We start from the raw sequence: 22,870 nt of genomic DNA on the forward strand, positions 1-22,870 counted from the left end.
GTTTCATCAAAAGAGATCACAAACATCATTAATGATCGTTTTACATGATCATAGGCCAGGCATAGGTTGAAGGTGCACAGACACCGCAGCCAGTGGCAAATCGAGTCTTCGAATTTGAGGCTGTGGAACAACAATAACGCGTCCACTGCAACACGGAGTCAACGTGAATCATGCATCCGAATCAGCCAGAATTCGCAATCACCCCCGGTACCGGGAGTTGGTCTCACGGCAGCGAAGATTCGTCGCTGGCCTTACCGCCGCCACCCTTGTCCCGTACTTCACGTTCATCCTCGTCGCCGCCTTCGCGCCCCAGCTCCTGGCTCAGAAGCTGTCGGCGACCAGCATCATCAACATAGGTTGGCCGCTGGGCGTCGCCTTTATTGTCGGCGCCTGGTTGTTTACCGGCCTGTACATCCTTCGTGCCAATGGTGAGTTCGATGACCTCACCGCGGAAATCCGCGCGGGGGTCATCCTATGAAAGCGCTCCTTCGATACCTCATTGTTCCTGCTGTGCTGGGCGCGATGACGACGTGTGCCTCTGCCGCCGAAGTCTTGCAGGCGGTGGAAAAGCAGCCGCTTAACATCACCGCCATTGCAATGTTCCTGGTCTTCGTCCTGACAACGCTGGGCATCACCTATTGGGCCGCCTCCAAGACCAAATCGATGGACGATTTCTACACGGCCGGTGGCGGCATTACCGGCTTCCAGAACGGTTTGGCGCTGGCCGGGGACTACATGTCGGCGGCTGCGCTGCTGGGGGTCACCAGCATGTTCTTCTTCAACGGCTTCGATGGCTTGCTCTACTCGATCAGCTTCTTCGTCGCCTGGCCGTTGCTGCTGTTCCTGTTTGCCGAGCGCATCCGCAATCTGGGGCGTATCACCATCTCGGACATTGCCTCGTTTCGACTCGATCAAAATCGCATTCGAACGATGACAGCCTTCGGTTCGTTGACCGTGGTCTGCTTTTATCTGGTGGTGCAGATGGTGGGCGCGGGGCAGCTGATCCAGCTGCTGTTCGGACTTCCCTACAACTATGCGGTGATCGCGGTCGGGCTGTTGATGGCGGTCTACGTCACCTTTGGCGGGATGGTCGCTACCACGTGGGTGCAGATCATCAAGGCCGGTTTGCTGCTGTTGGGCGGAACGCTGCTGGCGATTCTGGCGCTGAGCAAGTTCGGGTTTTCCTTCGAGCAGTTGTTCACGCAAGCGGTGGCCGCTCATCACGATGGCGAGCGAATTTTGCTGCCGAGCAAGTTGGTGGCCGACCCGCTGGCACTGATCTCGCTGTCACTTGGCCTGGTCTTCGGCACAGCAGGATTGCCGCACATCCTCATGCGCTTCTTTACCGTGCCGGACGCCAAACAGGCGCGCAAATCGGTGTTCGTCGCCACGGGCTTCATCGGGTTTTTCTACCTGATCGTAGCGATCCTGGGGCTGGCGGCGATCGTGATCGTCGGGCAAGACCCGGCCTTTTATGAGTCCGGTATTGTCGGTGGAAAGCTCATTGGCGGCAGCAACATGCCGGTGATGCACCTGGCCAAAGCCGTTGGTGGTGACCTGCTGCTGGGCTTCATCTCCGCCGTCGCGTTTGCCACGATCCTGGCCGTGGTGTCGGGGCTCACCATGGCCGGGACTTCGGCGATTTCACATGACCTGTATGTCATGGTCTTCCGGAAAAACCGCGCCAATGCAAACGACGAGCGTCGTGTTTCGCGAATCGCTTCGGTCGGCATCGGCATCGTTGCGGTGGTCCTGGGTATTTTGTTCAAGGACCAGAACATCGCGTTCCTGGTGGCGCTGACGTTTGGCGTGGCGGCCTCGGTCAACTTCCCGATACTCGTGCTTTCGATGTACTGGAAAGGGCTGACCACACGAGGCGCGTTGATCGGCGGTATCGCCGGGCTGGTGAGCTCGGTCAGCCTGGTCGTTCTCTCGCCGGCGGTGTGGGTCAAAGTGCTGGGAAATCCCGAGGCGATTTTCCCCTTTGACTACCCGGCCATCATCTCGATGAACGTGGCGTTCTTCTTCACCTGGCTCGGCTCGGTCACCGATCGCAGCGCCGGGGCAGTGCTTGAACGCGAGCGTTTCGATGATCAGCTCATCCGCGCCCAGACCGGCCTTGGCGCCTCCCAAGCTGTCAGCCATTAAGCCATCTGTAGGAGCGAGCTTGCTCGCGATGGACGTTAACGATAACGCGTGCTTGCTGGATAAACGCGTCGCCCTCGGGTCCTTCGCGAGCAAGCTCGCTCCTACAGAGATATCAGGCACTTCCTGTCACTTCTCAAAAGGAGTCAGCCATGCAACTTCGAGACAATGGCTTAAGATTTTCACCCATCACCGTCGTGCTGCACTGGGTCGTGGCGTTGTCGCTGCTCGCGATCTTCGGCCTGCAACTGGTGATCGGCCAGGCGTCCAGCGATGTCGTGCGGATGCCTTACCTGCACCTGCAAAATCTCATGGGGCTTATTTTGTTCCTGGTATCGGTCTATCGGTTCTGGGCCAGGATCACCTCTTACCATCCGCTGCCGGTGGGCACCCCCAATCCGATTGAAGTGATCATCAGCCGTTCCGTCGCGGTGGCGCTTGCCCTGGCGATGGTGCTGTTGCCGGTCGCGGTCTGGGCTTCGCGGTCGGCTGCCGGAGAGACGATGGGCTTGCCCGGAGGATTTTACATTCCGGCGCTCCTGCCCATCCATGCAGGACTCAAGCACGTGGTCGATGTGCTCTTCGATATCGGCGCATCGGCATTCCTCGCCGGGCTGGCGTTGCATGTCTTCGGCGCGGTCAAGAATCACTTTCTCCTGAAAAACAACACGCTCAAGCGGATGCTTGGCAAACACGTGGAGCTGTGAGCATGAACGAAGCCAAATCAGATTTTGCGGGCAATGCCATCACCCAACTGTGTGGCGTGAAATACCCGATCTTTCTCGGTGGCATGGCGGCCATTTCCGGCCCTCAGCTGGTGGCGGCAGTCGCCAACGCCGGGGGCATGGGCGTGATTGGCGGCCTGCGCCTGCCGCCGTTGACCTTGCGTCGATGGATAGAGGAAACCCGCGCACAGACCGACAAGCCGTTTGGCGTGAACCTGGTGCCCCAGTTCGGTGGTCCGGACGTCTTCGAAGCGCAATTCCAGGTTGTCCTCAAGGAAAAACCCCGGCTGCTGTCACTGTTTTATGCCGAGGCCTATTCCGCCGACATGATTCCCCGGGCGAAAGACGCAGGGCTGACGGTCATGGTGCAAGCGGGGTCGGTGGAGCTGGCCAGAATCGCCATCGCCCAAGGCGCTGACATTGTCGTGGCGCAAGGCAGTGAAAGTGGCGGTCATTTGAACCGAGGCACGATTGGCATCATGCCGTTGTTGACGTCGATCCTGGCTGTTGCGGAGGGGCGACCAGTGCTGGCGGCGGGCGGTATCACCCACGGCGCCGATGTCCGGGCATTGATGTCACTCGGCGCGTCTGGTGTGGTGGTGGGCACGGCGTTTATTGCCACCGACGAATCGAACGCGCACCCGCTGTACAAGCAAAAAATCGTCGAGGCGACCACGGATGACACCGAATACCGCACGGGTTACTCGTTCGGCTGGACCTACGGCACGCCGCACCGGGTGATCCCCAACCGTGACAAGTGGAACCTGCTGCGCTTCATCGGTGGCGGCGCGCGGGCGATCGATAAACCACGGATGGCCAAGAAGCTGTCGCTATACGCGGGGCAGGGGGTTGGCAAGATCCACAGTGTGGTTCCTGCGGCAGAGCGCGTGGCAGAACTGGTGCGTGGATTGTCGATGAGCGCAGGGGCGCAGGTCAGCGTCGAGCACGTCGCGCGGGGCCGGTTCATGCTTGAGGAGAGAAGGTCGCTTGGCTGGCAGTAAGCGGCGTCATTGATCGTGAGATGAAAAACGGCTCGGTGTGATTCACCGAGCCGTTTTTCATGGCGATGCAACCATTACCGGATTCAGATCGGCAGACTCGCCGGCCGGGCAATCTGTTGTTGTGCCAAGCCGATGAACGCGCTCATGGCCGAGGTGATCATCGAGTCGTTTCTGCGGATGAAGACGGTCGAGACGTGAGCGAATTCGGCCGGTAGCGTGTGGCAACGAATCGCATGGCGCACGCTGCAATTCTCGGCAATGGCCTTGGGCAGCAAGGTCACGCCCATGCCGGCGGCGACGCACGACAAGATGCCGTCGAGGGTGCCCAGTTCCATGATCTGGTTGGGCACCAGTCCGACCTGATAGAACCAGTTTTCGAGTGTCGAGCGGTAGAAGCAGCCTGTGCGAAAGACCAGCACGGTCTGCTGGGGGATTTTCTCGATGAGCGCGGCGAGTGAATCGAAGTGGTTGCTGCTGACCAGCACCAGTTCTTCCTGGAACACTTCTTCCTGGGTCAATGCCGAGTTCTGGTGAAAGCCGCCGACGAAGGCGCCGTCGAGTCGATGCGCTTCAATCGCCTTGATCAGTTCGGCGGTGGTCCCGGTCAGCAATGACAACTGAACCTCGGGGTATTTCTCGCGGTACTTCGTCAGCACTTGCGGCAAGCGAATGGCGGCCGTGGTTTCCATCGATCCCAGTCGCAGCAGGCCTGCCGGAACGCCGGTGTCCATCAAGGCACTGCGACTCTCGTCTGTCAGCTGCAGGATGCGCCGCGCATACCCGAGGAAAGTCTCGCCCGCCGAGGTCAGCACGACCCCGGATTTCTTGCGGATGAACAGCTCGCGATTCAGTTCGGCTTCGAGCTCCTTCACCCGCATGGTGACGTTGGACTGCACCGTGTTCACATTAATCGCGGCTGCCGTGAAGCTGCCAAGTTCGGCAACCGCGCAGAAAATCTTCAGTTGGCGCATTTCCATGATCATTGCCACCTATCATAAAAAGTGATGCATCGCATCACGAGCCATCATTTTACGGCGATGGTTGACGCTTAGTAAAGTCAATAAAACAGGTTAATGAGCGAAGTGGGACGATGACACTGACTGCAAAAATTGACCATGTCTTCGCCGGAGGTTTGGGTGTCTTGAAGCCCGAAGGGCAACGTACGGGCATCTTCAAACGCAGAATCTCAGGTCCCGCTCGCGTCGACGTCAGCGGGATCGTCGGTGACCAGCACGGCGATACCCGGGTTCACGGCGGTCCGGAAAAGGCTGTTCATCACTATGCGGCGAAAAACTATCAGCGTCTGGCGCAGGCCTTTGCGCACTGCGCTGGCGAGCTGATTCCAGGCAGTCTGGGCGAGAACATTTCAGCGTTCGAATTCACTGAGTTGAATGTGCATATCGGTGATGTATTTCAGGTTGGCAGCGCGGTGTTGCAGGTTTCTCAGCCGCGCAGCCCGTGCTGGAAAATCAATCATCGCTTTGATGCCGAGCGCCTGTCGATGCATGTCGCCAAGGAGCGAATCACTGGTTGGTATTACCGGGTCCTGCAGCCGGGTTTTATTGCCGCGGGGGACATGATTGAGCTGCTGGACCGGTACACCGAACGCTTCTCCATCGACCAGTTCTGGCAGGTGCAGTTGTCACACCGGCCGGTGATCGACGATGTGCTCGCGCTGGCGGCAACCGAAGGCCTGGCCGAGGACTGGAAGCGGCGCTTGTCGGAACGGGCGAAGTGGCTGCAAAAGCGGCTTGAAGTAGCTTCCTGTCCGGCGGGAGCGCCAAGGGATCAGCTGCAATAGCGTTTACTCACACTCATCACATTCAGGTGCTGTCATGTCCAATGCGTTGCTGTCTCTTTTGAACATCGAATTCCCCATCCTTCAATCGCCCATGGTCGGTGTTTCCACGCCCAAACTCGCGGCAGCGGTATCCAATGCGGGCGGGCTCGGTGCCATTGGCATCGGCGCGAGCAACGTCGAGCAGGCGCGGGCCATGCTGCGAGAGACGGCGGCGCTGACGGACAAACCCGTCAATGTGAATTTGTTTTGCCACCCGCCTGCCGTTCATGACCGTGATCGCGAGGCGCAATGGCTGGATTTTCTGGCGCCGTTTTTTGCCGAGTTCGGTGCCGCTGCGCCGGCTTCGTTGCGTGAGATCTACACCTCATTCGTCGAAGACCCGGACATGCTGCAGATGCTGCTGGAAGAACGGCCAGCGGTGGTCAGCTTCCATTTTGGCTTGCCGCCGCAATCGGCAATCGATGCACTCAAGGCCGCCGGCATCATCCTGCTCTGTTCGGTGACGAACCTCGCCGAAGCGCAGTTGGCCGAACACGCCGGCGTGCATGCGCTGGTGGCGCAAGGTTACGAAGCCGGGGGCCATCGCGGGGTGTTCGATCCGCAACAGGACACCGAGATGGGCACGTTTGCGCTGGTGCGTGTGCTGGTCGTTGCGTGCACACTGCCGGTGATCGCGGCGGGCGGCATCATGGATGGCGCGGGCATCAAGGCGGTCATGCAACTGGGGGCCCGTGCAGCGCAGTTGGGAACGGCGTTTATCCTCTGCCCTGAATCCTCCGCCAACAGCGCCTATCGCGAAGCGTTGAAGGGGCCGCGTGCACACCAGACCAAAGTCACCCGCGTGATCTCCGGCCGGGCGGCTCGGGGCATGGTCAACCGTAACTTCACCAGCCTGGAGGCGGGCAGCACGGCGCTGCCAGACTACCCGCTGACCTACGACGCCAACAAAGCACTCAACGCCGCGGCAACTGCCAAAGCCAACACCGAGTTCGCCGTGCAATGGGCCGGGCAGGGCGCACCACTGTGCCGCGAAATGCCGGCAGCGGCGTTGGTGAATATGCTGGCCGCAGAAATCAAAGCCTGACTCAATCGCCAGTGAACACATAATTTGTGTGCAACAGAGATTTAAATGTGGGAGCGGGCTTGCTCGCGAAGGCGGCGGCACATTCAGCATCAATGCTGCCTGACACTACGCTTTCGCGAGCAAGCCCGCTCCCACATTAGATTTTCAGTGAACTCAGATTGGGTGTACGACACTGAACAAATGTAGGAGCCGAGCTTGCTCGCGAAGACGGCAGCACATTCAACATCTATGTGACTGATACACCGCTTTCGCGAGCAAGCTCTGCTCCTACAGGGGGTGTGTTTTGAGCACAGAATGTGTGAGCGACAGTGATCAAAATGTGGGAGCGGGCTTGCTCGCGAAGACGGCAGCACATTCAGCATCAATGCTGCTGACACACCGCTTTCGCGAGCAAGCTCAGCTCCTACAGGGGATTGTGTTTGACCGTTAGAGCGCGTCGCGAGACGGTTGGCCGTCCACCAGGCGTTGGATGTTCAGTGGATTGGCATTTTTCAACGGCTCCGGCAGCAGGCTGTCGGGGTAGTTCTGGAAGCACACCGGCCGCAGGAAGCGGTCAATCGCCAGGGTGCCCACCGACGTACCACGCGCATCGGATGTCGCCGGGTACGGCCCGCCATGCACCATCGAATCGCAGACTTCCACGCCGGTCGGATACCCATTGAGCAGGATCCGCCCAACTTTCTGTTCCAGCAGCGCTGTCAGCTCACTGAACTGCGCAAAGTCCGCCGGCTCGCCAATGATGGTCGCCGTCAGTTGCCCGTGCAGGCCGTTCAACGCGGCACTGAGTTGCGCCTGATCCGCCACTTCGACAAACACCGTGGTCGGGCCGAACACTTCTTCTTGCAGCACTTCATCGCCATCGATCAGCAGGCTGACATCCGCCTTGAACAGTTGCGGCTGGGCCTGATTACCCTGTTGCTTGGCGCCGGCCAAATGCTCGATGCCAGGATGCGCCAGGAGCTTTTGCAAGCCTTTGCCATAGCTGCTCAACGTCCCGGCATTGAGCATGGTTTGCGCCGGTTGATCACCGATAAAGCCCGCCACCTGCTGCACGAACGCGCTGAACTGCGGCGAACGAATGCCGATGACCAGACCCGGATTGGTGCAGAACTGACCGCAGCCCTGAACCACCGAAGCCGTCAGGTCACGAGCTACGCTTTCTGCCCGAGCTTCCAGCGCCTGCGGCAAGACGATCACCGGGTTGATGCTCGACATCTCGGCGAACACCGGGATCGGCTGTGGACGCGCCGCCGCCATGTCGCACAACGCGCGCCCGCCCTTGAGCGAACCGGTGAAACCCACTGCCTGAATCGACGGATGCTTGACCAGCGCTTCGCCAACCCCGCCGCCGTAGATCATGTTGAAGACACCGGCGGGCATGCCGGTTTTTTCGGCGGCGCGGATCAACGCATCCGCGACCAGCTCGGCTGTGGCCATGTGGCCGCTGTGGGCCTTGAACACCACCGGGCAGCCGGCCGCCAATGCCGAAGCGGTGTCACCGCCAGCCGTCGAGAACGCCAGGGGAAAGTTGCTCGCGCCAAACACCGCAACCGGTCCGAGACCAATGCGGTACTGGCGCAGGTCGGGACGCGGCAACGGTTTGCGTTCCGGCAGTGCCTGATCGATGCGCGCCCCATAAAAGTCACCGCGACGCAGCACCTTGGCGAACAGGCGCATCTGGCCGCTGGTGCGGCCACGCTCGCCTTGAATCCGCGCAGCGGGCAATGCGGTTTCGCGGCAGACCAGCGCCACAAAATCATCACCGAGCGCATCCAGTTCATCGGCGATAGCGTCGAGGAACTCGGCGCGTTTCGCGGCGCTCAGGCTGCGGTAGGCCGGATAGGCGCCAGCGGCAGCCTTGGCCGCGCGGTCGACCTCTTCAAGGGTGGCCTGATGGAAACTGTAAGGCAGTTGATCGCCCGTGCTGGCATCCACGCTTTTGACGATGACAGTGCCGGCAGCGCTGCGCTGGCCGCCGATGTAGTTGTGACCGGTAATCGTAGACATTTCTGGCTCCAGAAAGAGAGGTTCACACCCCCTTTACGGGGATGTCGGGGAGGTGAGGAGAGACCGTCGATTCAGGTGACAGCGCCGATCTGCCAGGGCACGAATTCGTTCTGGCCGTAGCCGTGCTGTTCGCTCATGCTGCGTTCGCCCGAAGCGATGCGCAGCATGAGGTTGAAGATGGCTTCACCGCATTCTTCAATGGTCATGGTGTCTTCGGCGATCTCGCCGCAATTGATGTCCATGTCCTCGCGTTGGCGATTCCACAACGCGGTGTTGGTCGCCAGCTTGATCGACGGGGAGGGCGCACAACCGTAGGCGGAGCCGCGTCCCGTGGTGAAGGCAATCAGGTTGGCGCCACCGGCCACCTGGCCCGTGGCCGACACCGGGTCGTAGCCGGGCGTGTCCATGAACACCAGGCCTTTCGCGCTGACCTGCTGCGCATATTCATACACATCAACCAGGTTACTGGATCCGGCCTTGGCAACCGCGCCCAGCGACTTTTCGAGGATGGTGGTCAAGCCACCGACCTTGTTGCCGGCCGACGGGTTGTTGTTCAATTCGGCGCCCATGCGTTCGCAATACGCCTCCCACCAGTGAATCCGTGCAACCAGTTTTTCGCCCACGTTGCGGTCAACGGCGCGGCGGGTCAGCAGGTGTTCGGCACCATAGATTTCCGGCGTTTCCGAAAGGATTGCCGTACCGCCGCAGGCGACCAGACGGTCCACGGCATTCCCCAGTGCAGGGTTGGCGGTGATCCCGGAATAACCGTCCGAACCGCCGCATTGCAGGCCAATCACCAGATGCCTGGCACTCACCGGTTCGCGCTTGACCTGGTTGGCCTCCTCCAGCAATTCCTTGACCTGGGCAATGCCGCTGGCAATGGCTTTAGAGGTGCCGCCGCTGTCCTGAATGCTGAAGGTGCGTAGCGTATTGCTCCTGCTCAGACCCTGGGTGCTGAGCAACCCTTCGATCTGGTTGGTTTCGCAGCCCAGTCCAATCACCAGCACGGCGGCGAAGTTGGCATGGGTGGCGTAACCGGCCAATGTTCGCCGCAACAAGGCCAGGCCTTCGCCTCCGGAGTCCATGGCGCAACCGGCGGAGTGGGTCAGCGCAACCACGCCATCGACTTCGGGGTACGCCAGCAGCGCGGCCGGGTTGATGTCGCGGCGGAAGTGGTCGGCGATGGCACGGGCCACGGTGGCGGAGCAGTTCACGGAGGTCAGGATGCCGATGTAATTGCGTGTCGCCACACGACCATCCTGGCGCACGATGCCCATGAACACCGGTTCGTGGTTCAACGGCTGCTCAGGTTTTACATCGTGGCTGAAGGCGTAGTCGCGGGCGAAATCACCCATGGCCAGGTTGTGCACATGCACGTGGTCACCGGTTTCGATCACCTCGGTGGCAAACCCGATGATCTGCCCGTAACGACGCAAGGGCTGGCCGGCTTCGACACGGCGCGAGGCGATCTTGTGGCCGGCGGGGACGGGCTGGCGCACGGTCACGCCTTCTTGTTCGAGGACTTCACCCGACAACAACGGTCGGCGGGCGATCAACACATCGTCCAGAGGATTGAGGCGCAGAACGGCGGCTGCGCCGGTTTTCATGATCAATTCCATCGGAAACTCTCTGGCTATCAAGCGTGGGAGGTCGCTGGCACACGGGCCGCGCCATACCTTTTGTGGCCCCACTATAAGAGCCCCCGGACGCTGATGCCTAATGAGACCTTTGGATTGATCGATAACCTTTCCTCATTGATTAGCCATTAACTCGCGTGAAATGGTTGTCAAAGCGCTTCGCGTCGCAGCCTGGCGAACTCGAGCAAGATATCGGCAAATTCACGGGCCGCTTCGCTCAGGGGTTCGTCCTTGCGCGTGATGATGCCGTAGTCCTGGGGCTCGACCTTGAACGGCGTGTTGAGCACTTTGAGCAAGCCAATCTGGACCTGCGACTGGACCATGGATTCGGGCAGAAACGCGAGCATCGGCCCCGACTGCAGGAGTTGCAGGAAGGTCGGCATCGAGATGGTTTCAACGGTGTTGGTCGGCGTGCGCATGTTGAATTCGTTGAAGGCGCTTTCCATCCGCCGACGGATGGGGGCATTGAACGGGTACATGACCCACGGCCAGTCGCTGAGTTGCTCGATCGCCACCTCGTCGAACTGCGCGAGGGGATGGCGGCTGTTGACCACCAGGCAATAGGGCTCGGGCCCCAGCGCACGAAATTCGAACGGTTGCTGATAACGCTCATCGGTGAAGCGGGCAATGATCAGATCGAGCTTTTTATGCTCAAGCATTTCCAGCAGTTGATTGCTGGTCTGCTCGATCACTTCGATGGACAACATCGGGCGGTCCAGCTTGATCCGGGTAATGGCTTCGGGCAGCACCACCGAGGTCGCGGCGAAGATCGCGCCGACCTTCAAATGACCATGGCCACCCTTGCGCAGCTTGTTCAGTTGATCAACGAAGGACTGCGTGTCGTCCAGCGTCACCCGCGCATAGCGGACGACAAACTCGCCCAGTTCAGTGAGCGCCATGTTGCGGGTTTGCCGTTCGAACAAGGGGAATCCAAACAACAGCTCGATGTCGCGCAGCATTTTGCTGATGGCGGGCTGGGTCAGGTTCATCAGCTCGGCGGTGGTGTGCATGTTGCGGGTCCGGGCCAGCGTATCGACCAGCATCAGGTGCTTGATCTTGAGCCACTTGCTGACACTGGCGAATGAAATCTCGTCGTTTTCCATGGGGCGCTCAATCTGGTTGATAACGAAACGATATCAAATGCTGAAAATATGTCATTGGGATTTATCAATCAAGTCCACTAGTTTTTGCCCGAACGTCACTGAATTGATTTGGATCTCCTATGCCCACTCTGAAATTGACCTGTGAAAACACCCTCCCGAACGATGGCTTGCAAGGGACCCTGATCGGGCGTGCCTGGGTGCCGGGGAAAACCGCAGGCCCATCGCCGGTGGTGCTGCGCGCCGATGGCGTGTTTGATCTGTCCGAAGACTTCGCGACGTTGAGCGATCTGCTGGAAAGTGCATCGCCGCTGGAGGAGGTTCGCAACGCTCGCGGTCGCTACATCTGCACCACTGAAGCCCTGTTGGCCAACACCGGGCCGGACTCCGATCCCGCCAAAGCGTACCTGCTGCCACCGGTTGACCTGCAAGTGATCAAGGCCGCTGGCGTGACCTTCGCCTCGAGCATGATCGAGCGTGTGATTGAAGAGCAGGCGGGTGGTGATGCGGTCAAGGCCGAGAGCGTGCGCAGCCTGGTCAAGTCGGCGATCGGCGACAACCTGAGTTCGATCAAGCCCGGTTCGACCGAAGCGGCGCGGCTCAAGGGCGTGTTGATCGAGCAGGGCTTGTGGTCGCAGTACCTGGAGGTGGGCATCGGGCCTGATGCCGAGATCTTCACCAAGGCCCCGGTCCTCGCGTCCGTGGGCAGTGGCAATGAAGTCGGTATTCATCCCAAGTCGAAATGGAACAACCCCGAGCCGGAAATCGTCCTGGCGGTGAGCAGCCGTGGTCAGATTCACGGCGCAACCCTGGGCAATGACGTTAATCTGCGCGACTTCGAAGGCCGTAGCGCCTTGCTGCTGAGCAAGGCCAAGGACAACAACGCCTCGTGCTCGATCGGCCCGTTCATTCGCCTGTTCGACGAAAGCTTTTCCCTGGATGATGTGCGCCGCTGCGTGGTCGACCTGGACGTCGAAGGCGATGACGGTTTCATCCTGCGCGGTAGCAGCTCGATGGAGAAGATCAGTCGCGATCCGCTGGAATTGGTGGCCCAGACCGTGGGCAGCGATCACCAGTACCCGGACGGTTTCATGCTGTTCCTCGGCACCCTGTTCGCCCCGACGCAGGATCGTGAAGAGCCGGGCAGCGGCTTCACCCACAAACAAGGCGACAGCGTCAGCATCGGCAGCCCGCTGCTGGGCGCTCTGCACAACCGCGTCACCTACAGCAATGAAGCAACACCCTGGACGTTTGGCCTGCGGGCATTGATGGGCAACCTGGCCGCTCGTGGTCTGGTGGCCGGAAAATCGATCCACTGATTGACCGGCCGGAGATTCCGGGCAGATAAAACACAGCGGTTGCTGCACCTCTAATAACAAGGCACACGAATGATGAGCAAAAATAAAACAAGAACGGATCACGCCGCCGCTATCGAAAGCGCTATCGCCAAGTGTCGCTGGAAGCTGTTGCCGTTCCTCGCCTTGATGTTCGCCTTGGCAATGATTGATCGCTCCAACGTGGGGTTCGCCAAGGCGGCGCTGCAAACCGACATCGGTTTGAGCAACGCCGCGTTCGCCCTCGGTGCCGGCATTTTCTTCATTGGTTATGCGATCTTCGAAGTGCCCAGCAACCTCATGTTGCACCGGGTCGGCGCACGGGTCTGGCTGAGCCGGATCATGATCACGTGGGGGCTGGTGTCTGCCGCCATGATGTTCACCCGCGATGAAACCACGTTCTATGTGCTGCGCTTTCTGCTCGGCGTGGCCGAAGCGGGCTTCTCCCCGGGCGTGATCCTGTACCTGACCTACTGGTTTCCGGAGCAGCGTCGCGGTCAGGCCATCGGCATCTACTACTTCGGCCTGCCATTGGCCTTGATGCTCGGCAGCCCGTTGTCCGGCTGGTTGCTGGAAATGCATGGCATGTTCAACCTGACCAACTGGCAATGGATGTTCCTGGTCGAAGGCCTGGCGGCTGTCGTGGTGGGCATCATTGCGCTGTTCTACCTCAAGAGTAAGCCGCAGGAAGCCAACTGGCTGACCCGTGAGGAGAAAGCGGCCCTGAGCCAGGAGCTCGAGGCGGAAGACAAGCTCAAGCTCGCCCATGGACCGAAGAGCCTGCTGGGCCTGGTTAGCAACACGCGCGTACTGAAGTTCATCCTGATTTACTTCAGCGTTCAGGTCAGTGTGTACGGGGTGATCTTTTACCTGCCGACGCGAATTGCCGAACTGCTGGGGACCAAAGTCGGCCTGGAAGTGGGGATGTTCATTTCGTTGCCCTGGCTGTGCGCCGCCGTCGCCATGTACTTTGTGACGCGTTATGCCGACCGCCATGCGGTGCATTTGAAAATGGCGATGTGCATGCTGGGCATGGCCGCGTTGGGGATTGCCGCCTCGGCGTTGCTCAACAGCTTCGCGCCGGTGCTGTTGGCGTTCTGCTTTGCCGCCGCCGGCTTCGTCACCGTGCAACCGTTGTTCTGGACATTGCCGACCAGTTATCTCGGCGGGGTCGCGGCGGCCGGCGGGATTGCGCTGATTGGTTCCATGGGCAATATCGGTGGCTTCGTCGCGCCGATGCTCAAGGCCAATATGGAAGTCTGGTTCACCGATCCGCGAGCGGGGATGTTGTCGCTCTCGGCAGCCGGGCTGGTGGGCGTCTATCTGCTGTGGACGCTGCGCACGCCGCAGGCGCCAGTGCCGTTGAAACAGGCCCTGGCTCGGTAATACCAGTCTCTGCAGGAGCGAGCTCGCTCGCGATGGACGTTAACGATTACGCGTGATTGCTGGATAAACGCGTCGCCCTCAGGTTCATCGCGAGCAAGCTCGCTCCTACAGTTTTCCTCGCCGTGACCGTTAAAAAACAGCCGAAGCCCTCAGGGGCTTCGGCTTTTTTGTGTCCTCAAACCACAGTCTGTGAATGCCCGCCCCACGTTTTACACCTTGAAGGCCCACCCCGTCGGCCTAGGATGTCCACAGCGGTTACACCCAAGAGTCGGCCCAGGCCTGCTCGACCGATAACAATAAAGACACGCCTTGATTGGACAGGAGAAAAACTGATGAAACCCCTGATTGGACTTATGCTGGGCGATGTCACCGGCATTGGCCCTGAGTTAGTCGTCAAGCTGTTGTCGACCCCCGAGGCACGTGAGCGGGCGGATGTGGTGATCATTGGGGACGAGCGTGTGCTCGAACTGGGCATGCGCGACGCCGGTTTGCGTATTCCGTACCAGAAAATTGCGCGCCTCAGCGATGCTGACCATTCCCAAGCCGCCGTGTCCCTGATCGATTTACACAACGTGGATCCAGCGTTGTATGAACGCGGCGTGGTCAACGCGGAGTCGGGTCGCCTGACCGGCGAAACCCTGAAAATCATGACGGACATGGCCCTGGCCGGCGAGTTGGACGGTATCTGCTTCGCGCCCCTCAACAAGGCCGGCCTGCACCGTGGCGGCTGGAACTACCACGACGAACACCAGATGTTTGCCGCCTGGACCGAGCACGTCGGTTACTTCGGCGAAGTGAACATCATCCCGCAGTTTTCGACCTTCCGCGTGACCTCGCATGTGGCACTGCGCAAGGCCGTCGACATGGTGCAACCGGATCGCATCGAAGGCGCCTTGCAACTGGCTCACGACACCTTGCGTGCACTGGGCAACAACGCCCCGCGTATCGGCGTCGCCGCACTCAACCCCCATGGCGGCGAGAACGGTCTGTTCGGTGACGAAGAGATCACGATCATTCGCCCGACCCTCGAAGCCCTGCGCCTCAAAGGCCTGGCCTGCGAAGGGCCGTTCCCTTCGGACACGGTGTTTATCAAGGCGCGCAACGGCGATTTCGACGCAGTGGTGATCATGTACCACGACCAGGGCCAGATCGCGACCAAGCTGCTGGGCTTCTCGTCGGGCGTCACCCTCACCGGTGGCCTCAAGACTGTTTATGCCACCCCGGCCCATGGCGTGGCGTACGACATTGTCGGCAAAGGCATCGCCGACGTCGGCGCCATGGCGGCAGCGTTCCGCGTGGCAACCGATAACGCCGCTGCGCGCAAGCTCAAGCGCTAAGCGCGGGGAATTGAAAGAGCAGGGCGCTGCACCTTCAAAGCTGCATCTTTAAAACAGTCAGAACGGTCAGGCCCAGGCACACCTATCGAGGCTAACGCTATGTTCGAAAACTTCACCAAAACCATCACCAAAACCAGTGGTGCCGAGATTGTCACCGTCGTCGGTGGCGAAGGCCCGCCCTTGCTACTGATGCACGGCAACCCGTTCAATCACCTGTCCTGGCACAAGATCGCACCGCGCCTGGCCAAGGACTTCACCGTGGTCTGCACCGACTTGCGCGGTTACGGCGACAGCTCCAAACCTGAGGGCGGCGGCGATCACTCGGATTACTCGTTCCGCGCCATGGCCCAGGATCAGGTCGAAGTCATGCAGTCGTTGGGTTTCAATCAGTTTTATGCTGCCGGCCATGACCGGGGTGCGCGGGTCCTGCATCGCATGTGCCTCGACCACGGCGACACGGTGCTCAAAGCCGCTTTCGTCGACATGCTGCCGCAGCATTATTTGCTGAACAACGTCACGCGCCAGTGGGGCAAATTCTCCTGGCACTGGTTCTTCATGACCCAGGACGCGCCGACACCCGAGCACATGATGGACGCGGATCCGGAGTTTTTCATTCGGCGAAAACTGTCGAAGACCGACCAGGGCACCAGTTTCTTCGGGCCGGAAGCGCTGGCTGATTACATCCGCTGCATCAAGAACCCGGCCACTACCCACGCCATGTGCGAGGACTATCGCGCGACCTTCGGCATTGACCTCGACATGGACACCGCCGACTTCGACGCGGGCCGGCGGATCGACAACCCGTCACTGATTCTCTGGGGCGCCAAGGGCGGCGTCGGCCGCAACCATAACGCCGCCGAAATCTGGAGCCGCTACGCCACAAACATCGTGCAGACCGCCACCGTACCCTCGGGGCATTACCTGCAGGAAGAATGCCCGGACGAGACCTACGAGGTGCTGCAGGGCTTCTTCAAGTAACACAACGACAGGCGGTCCGGGATGACCGCCTGCCCACTACAACTATAAAAAAAGGTGGAAAAAATGATTCCGACAACGCTTGCGCAAAAGCGCCGGGCGACACTGACCTTCGTGTTGCTTTGCGTCATGGCTTTCATCATGTACGTGGACCGCACCAACCTGGCTGTCGCCGCGCCGACGATCAGCAAGGAACTGGGTTTCAGCAACACCAACCTGGGCATGATGTTTTCCGCCTTCGCCATCGCCTACAGCTGCTTCATGATTCCCGGCGGCTGGTTCAGTGACCGCATCGGCTCACGCAAGGCGATGCTGCTGTACGGCATCATCTGGTCGGTGGCGACCATTGCCACGGGCCTGGTCAGTGGCCTGGTGGTGCTGGTGATTGCACGTTTCGTGGTGGGCATCGGCGAAGCGCCTATCTACCCGACGGCGGCCCGGATGATTGCTCGGGCTATCCCCATTACCCAGCGCGGCACGGCTCAGGGCATGATGCATGCGTCAGGGCGCCTGGCCAACGCATTGGCGCCGTTGATCGTGACGTTCATGATCATCCAGTTCTCGTGGCGGATGACCTTCGTCATCCTCGGCGTGGTGACATTGATCTACATGTTCGTCATGTATTTCAGCCTCAGCGAATCGAAGAAACTGGTCGAAGCCACCGCCGCAGCGCCGGTGCCGCCGGTGAAGGCCAAACCGGTCAACTGGCCACAGATGCTGCGTAAAGTCTGGCCTGCCGCGGCCACCTGTTTTTGCCATGGTTGGGTGTTGTGGTTCTTCCTCAACTGGATACCGTCGTTCTTCACCCAGCGCTACGGCATGGACCTGACCCACACCGCGATGTTTTCGACCTTCGTACTGCTCGGCGGGACCGTCGGCACCGCAGTCGGCGGCATGCTCTCGGACTGGCGCTTCAAGGTGACCGGCAACCGCCTGCGTTCACGTCGCGACTTGATCATCTTCGGCTTCCTGGCCTCGATCATTGGCTTGATTCCGCTGATGTTCACCCACGACCTGATCATCTGCGCCTGTGGTTTGAGCTTCTCGTTCTTCTGCTCGGAACTGGCCGACTCGCCGCTCTGGGTCATCGGCACCGAGGTGTCCCACGAGCACTCGGCGACCTCCAGTGCTTGCACCTTCACCGGCATGGCTTTGGCGGGTGCCGTGTCGCCGGTGGTGATTGGCTGGTTGCTGGATATCACCGGCAATAACTGGTCGGTGGCGTTCGGCGCGTCGATCGCCGTGGTGTTGCTGGGACCGGTACTGGCGATGTTTATCAAGCTGGACGACGAACCCGCTCCGGAGCCGGTCTCAGCCGGGCATTCGCAGGCTGCCGTGACTCACAGCTGAAGCTGCCTTCTGGCATCGATGACAAAAAGCCTGAAGCCCGTTGTCGGGTTTCAGGCTTGTTTGTGCCAACCTCTATCGACCAGCCTTTCGCTGGCCGCCTTCACCTGTAGGAGCGAGCTTGCTCGCGATGGACGTTAACGATGACGCGTTTCAGCAGGGTAAACGCGGTGCCTATGGGTTCATCGCGAGCGAGCTCGCTCCTACAGGGGGCGGTGGTTTTTGGGTGTGCGTTCGCTGTTGATCTTGCCGTTCGACTTGCTCGCGAAGCTGTTGCCGCTTCAACCGCGAAACGGATCCCCCGATCCAATCCCAACGTGAGCAGCATCACCCTCCGGGCTGTGCAATCGAGGCGTTGTCAGGCGCAGGTTTTGTATTGCTTGTGCCAGCCATCTTCAAACTGAAGGTTGAGCTTGTGAAGGTCGTGGTCCAGTTCGTTGATTGAGTTAATGGCAGCCATCAGATCCGCTTCGCCAGTCTTCGCCTCCAGGTAAAGCCCGCGCAGATAGCGGTCATTGACCGTCGGTATCTTGTCAGTCTTTTCCCAGATCGCCACCGCCTGGGAGGTAAGCCCGACGATGTTGGCCAGCCTTTCTTGCGATAATCCCAGCTCTTTGCGCAGGAAGCGAAACTCGGCACCGGTCAGCGCTGCGGGCTTTTGCGCAATCGTCTTGCCGATAAAGTCGTGCAGACCCTCGACATCGGTGATAGCAACAGACTCGCCATAGGCGGTCTCCTTCACCACGTAACCGTTGCTAAGCCAGACGTTGGGTAGGCCGCTTTCAACGTAGTGGTACATAAAATTATCTCTCCTTTTGCATCGTGGTCTTTCTTTTTCGACAGCGGAAAAGGCAGTAGGTCGCTCATGATTATCTATAGTATTTATAGGTTGCGACAGACTAAAGCTCAAGCGGGGATTATCAAAGCAGGGAATTAAAATGAGACATATGGCTGAACGCCGAGGAGGGGCCAAACGTTAGCGACGGACAAAGCAAATCCGTTGGAGTGGGCATTCGGCATCATTCATCCAACCGCCGCGCCGGAAAGAACAGCTCAAAACAGGTCATCCCCTCGCTGCTACTGACGCTATAAGCGCCGTTATGCAACTGCATGATCGTCGCCACGATCGACAGCCCCAGGCCATTGGAATGGGCTGAGCGTTCGCGGGATTCATCGACGCGGTAGAAGCGCTCGAACAATCTCGGCAAGTGTTCGGCGGGGATCGTCTGACCGTGGTTGCGCACGGTCAGGCGAACGCCATCAGCCGAGGGCGTGGCGCGAATGACCAGTGCTGAATTCGGCGCCCCGTATTTGATGGCGTTGGCGCAGAGGTTGGCCAGGGCGCGGCGCAGCAGCATTGGTTCGGCCCAGATCACGCCGCTACCCTGGGCATCGATGCTGATCCCGACGTCCGCCGCCGGCCCTTCGAAGTAGTCGGCCATCCGTTGCATTTCGTCGGCGGCATCCAGTTCCTGTCGTTGGCTAAGCGCGCTGGCCGGATCGGTACGGGCCAGAAACAGCATGTTGTCGAGCATCCGCGCCAGGCGTTCGAGTTCTTCGACATTGGAGGCGAGTAGTTGTTGATAGGCCTCGATGCTGCGGTTTTGCTGGAGGGCGACCTGGGTTTCGCCGAGCAGGTTGTTGATCGGCGTGCGCAGCTCATGAGCCATGTCGGTCGAGACCTGGCCCAACTGCACGAAGCCCTTGCCCAGCCGGTCGAGCATCGCGTTGAACGCCTCGATCATCGGCAGCAGTTCCCGTGGCGCGCCCTGGCCGTCGAGGCGTTCGCTCAGGTTGCCGACGCCGATGCCGTGGGCATGGCTGGCCAGGCGCCGTAGGGGCAGCAGGCCGCGATGCACCAGCAGATAACCGGACAACGCCAGCAGAATCGCCGCGACGCTGGCGAACAGGTACACATTAAGGCGATAGCTGGCGAGCACCGCGGTGCGCTCGGTCATCAGGCGTCCGGTGACCACCTGCAGGCTGCCCATGTCGCCGGAATCGATAGTCGCCGCCAGCGCGGCGAAGGGCACGCCATCCACACTCGGGTAATGCTGCACGTCGGCCAGGCTCAACGGATGATCGATCGACACCGGCGCCAGCGACGGCATGTCGAGGTTGCCGGGATTGACCACCAGCAACGGTTGTTGACCTGGCGCGCCGATGGTCAACAGGGCCTCGCGGTTGCCAAGCATGTTCTGGAACAGCGCCGGTTTGGTTTTGATCAGGTTCAGCGTATTGCTGTCGTTGAGGAACGTGCGCAGTTGATCAATGCGGTTCACCAGGGCGGCGTCGTCGCGGCGGATCAGCTCGCGTTCCAGGTCCCGGTACAGCGCCACGCCCAACAGGGTCAGCGAGATAAAGGCCAGCAAGGCAAACACCAGGGCCAGGCGCAGCGTTAAAGAATGGCGCAGGCGGGCGGTCATGGTTGCGTATCGAAGCGGTAGCCGATGCCGCGCACGCTGTGAATCAACTTGAGCTGGAACGGGTCGTCGATTTTCAACCGCAGTCGGCGCACCGCGACATCGACGACGTTGGTGTCACTGTCGAAATTCATGTCCCAGACCCGTGACGCGATCATCGAGCGCGACAGCACCTCGCCCTGATGCGTGGCGAACAGATGCAACAGGGCGAATTCCTTGTTGGTCAGGGTGATCCGCACGCCGGCGCGGGTGATGCGGCGTTTGAGCACGTCGATCTGCAGGTCCTCGACGTGCAGCTGTTCTTCTTCACGGGTGGGACCACGGCGGGTCAGGGTGCGAAGGCGCGCGACCAGTTCGGCGAACGAAAAGGGTTTGATCAGGTAATCGTCGGCGCCCAGTTCCAGGCCCTTGATGCGGTCGGCGATGTCATCGCGCGCGGTAAGGAACAGTACCGGCGTGTCGGCTTCCTTGCGCAAGCGGCGCAGGACTTCCCAGCCGTCCATCTTCGGCATCATGACGTCCAGCACGATGACATCGAAATCGTGCTCCAGGGCCAGGTGCAAACCATCGACCCCGTCGCGCGCCAGGCTGACGCTGTACCCGAGTTCCTGCAGGCCATTGAGCAGGTAGTTACCTGCCTTGGGTTCGTCTTCGACTACGAGGATGTTCATGGATATCTGCCTTGGCCCGTTGGCGCCAGTGTAGTCCGATCAGCTGCAAGTCCGCTGGCCGAATCAATGGTCATTGATGCAGCCCATGCCCTGGACCTGGTAATCCAGTTGATGCTCGCGACCCTGGTGGTCGAGGTAATTGAACCGTGCGGGGACGATGCCACATTCTTGTGAGATGTCGGTACTGGACAGTTCTTTGGCGACGTCGAGGTGGACGAAGAAACCGGTTTTGTCGTGGATGATGGGTGGTGCGGCCGGGGTGTCGGCAAACGCCGAGCCGGTGGCGAGGAGGGCGGCAAAACCGAGGATTAACAGTTTCATGATGATGTTCTCCAATCTGGGGCGGTGGGCTGCCGGAAGGAGTTGCCTGGCAGTGAGTTCAGGTTAACCAGGCGATCCGGACAGCCGACCAACAGTTCAATGACAAGTTTGTAATGAAACGGCGTCGGGGTTACGGCTGGCGACCGGCGGCTTCGAGGATCAGGTCGGCGATTTCCCTGGCGTGGGACACCAGGGACAAGTGGCTCGACGGCAACTCGATGGTGGTCGCGCCCATGCGCTTGGCGAGGAAGCGTTCCAGGTCCGGGTTGATGGTCTGGTCGAGGCTGGAGACCGCGTACCAGGTCGGCTTGGAGTGCCACGCCGCGGCGGTGGTGCGGTCGGTGAACAAGGTTTTGGCGATCGGTTGCTGGACGGCGAACAGTTCCATCGCCTTGTCGTGGGGCACGTCACTGGCGAAGTACTTGAGGAAGGCATCTTGCTTCAGGCTGATAAAGCCATCGTGTTCTTCAGTGCCGGCGCGCACGGGCATGGTCGGGTATTTGGCCGACAGCGCGACGAAGTCTTCGCCTGCATCCGGCGCTCGTGCCGCAACGTACACCAGCGAGCTGACTTTCGGATTGACCCCGGCCTCACTGACGACGGTGCCGGCGTAGGAGTGGCCTACCAGCACGGTCGGGCCGTCTTGTTGATTGAGCACGCGCTGGGTGGCGGCGACGTCGTCGGCGACCGAGGTCAACGGGTTTTGCACGGCGGTAACGTGCAGGCCGGCAGCCTGCAACCGGGAAATTACCTCCGACCAGCTGGAGCCATCGGCCCACGATCCGTGCACCAGCACGACGTTGTTGGCCTTGACCGGCGCAATGTCGCTGGCCATGGCGGAACCGCTGCCCAACATGAACAGGCTGGCGGCGATCAGGCAGAGTTTGCTGAGTGGTTTCATGGTGTCGACCCTTGTCATCATCAGTAGGTGGCGTGTCACCCGGTGCGGGTGACTGACGACTTCACTGTATGAAGCGAGGGTGCTGGCTACGCTGACAACTCAATGACATGTTTGTCATCATCGCCGTACGTCGGAGCCGAGGAACGGCTATACGACGCCGACCTTCCAAATGAGCACAATCCTTTGGAAGTCTGGCCATGAATGATGATCAAAAAGAACAGGCCTTGGCTGCCTGGTATCAGCTCCTGAATGAGCCGGAAATCCGCATGGATGCTGAAGAACAGTACGACGAACTGCTCAAAGCCGCCGATGAGATGGAGCGCAAAGGCCTGATTAATGGCGCTGAATGGCGCAAGTTGGTTCGCGAGGCTGGAGCCGCTTTCGCCAAAGCCATAGAAGGCGTGGGCGGCGGCACGTAGCAATCTAAGCCGAAACACGACCCTCGTAGCAGCTGGCGCAGCCTGCGTTCGGCTGCGCAGCAGTCGTAAACCCTGAACACGCGGTATTCCTGATACACCGCATTGCGTGATTTCACGACTGCTGCGCAGCCGAACGCAGGCTTCGCCAGCTGCTATGTATCGACTCGCCCCCGCATTCAACCCGCTTTTGAACACTGCTACCCGGTTGCATCTATGTATCAGGCCTGTTCGAGGAAGCCTGCAACGGCTTCTGGCC

At 60.1% G+C, this 22,870-nt stretch carries 21 protein-coding genes; 12 read left to right on the forward strand and 9 right to left on the reverse strand.

The window, feature by feature from the left end; translation table 11 throughout:
* Positions 1–163 precede the first annotated feature (163 nt).
* The 4 genes from ACIPL2_RS32695 (at position 164) to ACIPL2_RS32710 (ending at position 3,871) form a co-directional block, all read left to right on the forward strand.
* Positions 164–478: a DUF485 domain-containing protein gene (locus ACIPL2_RS32695; protein ID WP_401364262.1), complete on the forward strand. Its 315-nt coding sequence runs from the start codon at positions 164–166 to the stop codon at positions 476–478.
* Entirely contained in the window at positions 475–2,148 is a 1,674-nt protein-coding gene (gene actP / locus ACIPL2_RS32700) for a cation/acetate symporter ActP (protein ID WP_401364269.1), read from the forward strand. The genes ACIPL2_RS32695 and actP overlap by 4 nt, the downstream gene beginning before the upstream one ends.
* A gap of 149 nt (positions 2,149–2,297) precedes the next feature.
* Positions 2,298–2,852 (forward strand): cytochrome b, encoded by a 555-nt coding sequence (locus ACIPL2_RS32705; protein WP_401364272.1) that lies wholly within the window; start codon positions 2,298–2,300, stop codon positions 2,850–2,852.
* A 2-nt stretch (positions 2,853–2,854) separates the two neighbouring features.
* Positions 2,855–3,871 carry an NAD(P)H-dependent flavin oxidoreductase gene (locus tag ACIPL2_RS32710; protein ID WP_401364275.1) on the forward strand — a complete coding sequence of 339 codons (1,017 nt, stop codon included), beginning with the start codon at positions 2,855–2,857 and terminating at the stop codon, positions 3,869–3,871.
* Positions 3,872–3,954: 83 nt separating this feature from the next.
* Here ACIPL2_RS32710 and ACIPL2_RS32715 read toward each other — a convergent pair whose 3' ends face one another.
* On the reverse strand, positions 3,955–4,848 hold the full coding sequence (locus ACIPL2_RS32715; RefSeq protein WP_401364277.1) for a LysR substrate-binding domain-containing protein: 894 nt from the start codon (positions 4,846–4,848) through the stop codon (positions 3,955–3,957).
* Between the two features lie 113 nt (positions 4,849–4,961).
* On the opposite strand from ACIPL2_RS32715, the gene ACIPL2_RS32720 reads away from it, so the two are divergent.
* Positions 4,962–5,672 (forward strand): MOSC domain-containing protein, encoded by a 711-nt coding sequence (locus ACIPL2_RS32720; protein WP_401364279.1) that lies wholly within the window; start codon positions 4,962–4,964, stop codon positions 5,670–5,672.
* A gap of 34 nt (positions 5,673–5,706) precedes the next feature.
* Positions 5,707–6,756, forward strand: a complete 1,050-nt coding sequence (locus ACIPL2_RS32725; RefSeq protein WP_401364281.1) for an NAD(P)H-dependent flavin oxidoreductase — start codon at positions 5,707–5,709, stop codon at positions 6,754–6,756.
* Positions 6,757–7,182: 426 nt separating this feature from the next.
* On the opposite strand, the gene ACIPL2_RS32730 is transcribed toward ACIPL2_RS32725, so the two are convergent.
* From ACIPL2_RS32730 to ACIPL2_RS32740, 3 genes are all read right to left on the reverse strand, one after another.
* The gene (locus ACIPL2_RS32730) at positions 7,183–8,763 is read right to left on the reverse strand and encodes an aldehyde dehydrogenase (NADP(+)) (RefSeq protein ID WP_401364284.1); all 1,581 of its coding nucleotides are present in this window, start codon (positions 8,761–8,763) and stop codon (positions 7,183–7,185) included.
* A 71-nt stretch (positions 8,764–8,834) separates the two neighbouring features.
* Positions 8,835–10,382: a UxaA family hydrolase gene (locus tag ACIPL2_RS32735; protein WP_401364287.1), complete on the reverse strand. Its 1,548-nt coding sequence runs from the start codon at positions 10,380–10,382 to the stop codon at positions 8,835–8,837.
* Positions 10,383–10,549: 167 nt separating this feature from the next.
* Positions 10,550–11,503, reverse strand: a complete 954-nt coding sequence (locus ACIPL2_RS32740; RefSeq protein ID WP_401364290.1) for a LysR family transcriptional regulator — start codon at positions 11,501–11,503, stop codon at positions 10,550–10,552.
* A gap of 119 nt (positions 11,504–11,622) precedes the next feature.
* Between ACIPL2_RS32740 and ACIPL2_RS32745 the strand changes: the two genes are divergently transcribed.
* The 5 genes from ACIPL2_RS32745 to ACIPL2_RS32765 all read left to right on the forward strand — a co-directional run bounded on the left by ACIPL2_RS32745 (position 11,623) and on the right by ACIPL2_RS32765 (position 17,882).
* Positions 11,623–12,819, forward strand: a complete 1,197-nt coding sequence (locus ACIPL2_RS32745) for a fumarylacetoacetate hydrolase family protein (protein ID WP_401364293.1) — start codon at positions 11,623–11,625, stop codon at positions 12,817–12,819.
* 72 nt (positions 12,820–12,891) lie between these two features.
* A complete protein-coding gene (locus tag ACIPL2_RS32750) occupies positions 12,892–14,220 on the forward strand; it encodes an MFS transporter (RefSeq protein WP_401364296.1) in 1,329 nt (442 codons plus the stop codon).
* 332 nt (positions 14,221–14,552) lie between these two features.
* The gene (locus ACIPL2_RS32755) at positions 14,553–15,557 is read left to right on the forward strand and encodes a PdxA family protein (RefSeq protein WP_401364298.1); all 1,005 of its coding nucleotides are present in this window, start codon (positions 14,553–14,555) and stop codon (positions 15,555–15,557) included.
* Positions 15,558–15,656: 99 nt separating this feature from the next.
* Entirely contained in the window at positions 15,657–16,535 is an 879-nt protein-coding gene (locus ACIPL2_RS32760; protein ID WP_401364301.1) for an alpha/beta fold hydrolase, read from the forward strand.
* Positions 16,536–16,598: 63 nt separating this feature from the next.
* A complete protein-coding gene (locus ACIPL2_RS32765; RefSeq protein ID WP_401364304.1) occupies positions 16,599–17,882 on the forward strand; it encodes an MFS transporter in 1,284 nt (427 codons plus the stop codon).
* A gap of 355 nt (positions 17,883–18,237) precedes the next feature.
* Here ACIPL2_RS32765 and ACIPL2_RS32770 read toward each other — a convergent pair whose 3' ends face one another.
* The 5 genes from ACIPL2_RS32770 to ACIPL2_RS32790 all read right to left on the reverse strand — a co-directional run bounded on the left by ACIPL2_RS32770 (position 18,238) and on the right by ACIPL2_RS32790 (position 22,195).
* Positions 18,238–18,678, reverse strand: coding sequence for a helix-turn-helix domain-containing protein (locus ACIPL2_RS32770; protein WP_401364307.1), 441 nt, complete (start codon positions 18,676–18,678; stop codon positions 18,238–18,240).
* Between the two features lie 220 nt (positions 18,679–18,898).
* Complete coding sequence (locus tag ACIPL2_RS32775) at positions 18,899–20,305, reverse strand: heavy metal sensor histidine kinase (RefSeq protein WP_401364309.1); 1,407 nt, start codon at positions 20,303–20,305, stop codon at positions 18,899–18,901.
* Entirely contained in the window at positions 20,302–20,973 is a 672-nt protein-coding gene (locus ACIPL2_RS32780) for a heavy metal response regulator transcription factor (protein WP_401364312.1), read from the reverse strand. Before ACIPL2_RS32780 ends, ACIPL2_RS32775 begins: the two co-directional genes overlap by 4 nt.
* Positions 20,974–21,036: 63 nt before the next feature.
* A complete protein-coding gene (locus ACIPL2_RS32785) occupies positions 21,037–21,294 on the reverse strand; it encodes a DUF2790 domain-containing protein (RefSeq protein ID WP_401364315.1) in 258 nt (85 codons plus the stop codon).
* Between the two features lie 130 nt (positions 21,295–21,424).
* On the reverse strand, positions 21,425–22,195 hold the full coding sequence (locus ACIPL2_RS32790; protein ID WP_401364318.1) for an alpha/beta hydrolase: 771 nt from the start codon (positions 22,193–22,195) through the stop codon (positions 21,425–21,427).
* A 197-nt stretch (positions 22,196–22,392) separates the two neighbouring features.
* Between ACIPL2_RS32790 and ACIPL2_RS32795 the strand changes: the two genes are divergently transcribed.
* Entirely contained in the window at positions 22,393–22,614 is a 222-nt protein-coding gene (locus ACIPL2_RS32795) for a hypothetical protein (protein WP_401364321.1), read from the forward strand.
* Positions 22,615–22,870: the final 256 nt, after the last annotated feature.

It is taken from the genome of Pseudomonas sp. NPDC086251, assembly GCF_044746405.1.
In the GTDB taxonomy this organism is placed as follows: Bacteria; Pseudomonadota; Gammaproteobacteria; order Pseudomonadales; family Pseudomonadaceae; genus Aquipseudomonas.